The organism is Amphritea sp. (assembly GCF_050300915.1).
Lineage (GTDB): Bacteria > Pseudomonadota > Gammaproteobacteria > Pseudomonadales > Balneatricaceae > Amphritea.
This window is the reverse complement of record NZ_JBNKYN010000258.1, coordinates 1-512: the sequence shown is the minus strand read 5'-3', so window position 1 is coordinate 512 and position 512 is coordinate 1. Positions and strand designations below refer to the sequence as shown.

The window sequence follows — 512 nt, the reverse complement described above, 5'->3', positions numbered from 1 at the left end:
ACTAAATTCACGACAATGTCCTTTCATTTTCAATTGTCTTTTCTTACTGTCTTTACCGTTAAACTGTTTAAGTTAACACCATCATAACGGCGTTATGGGGCATGTTATTTGTCGTAACCCCTGCGCTTTCAAACTTAATTGTCAGAAACGCCTGTAAGCCAGCATCCCGAAAGACTGCCAGCTTCCAAATTCGTCATCTCGACGACATCAGTACCTCATGCATATGCCTAATACTGATTACCGATAAAAAAGTGCCCGCCAAAAGCGGGCACTGGAAAGACCGATTAACGACGCAGACCCAGCTTTTGGATCAGAGATGCGTAACGGCTGGCGTCTTTACCTTTCAGGTAGTCCAGCAGCTTACGACGCTGGTTTACCATGCGGATCAAACCGCGACGAGAATGGTGATCTTGTTTGTGATCACTGAAGTGGCCTTGCAGCTTGTTGATGTTGTATGTCAACAGAGCAACCTGAACTTCTGGAGAACCCGTATCACCTTCCGCTAACTGATA

Annotated in this window: 1 protein-coding gene; it reads right to left on the bottom strand. The window is 45.5% G+C overall.

Going from position 1 to position 512, the window contains the following annotated elements; translation table 11 throughout:
- Positions 1-284: 284 nt before the first annotated feature.
- Positions 285-512 (bottom strand): 30S ribosomal protein S15 (gene rpsO / locus ACQY8X_RS21220; RefSeq protein ID WP_428037110.1); only part of this gene is annotated, 228 nt, incomplete at its 5' end.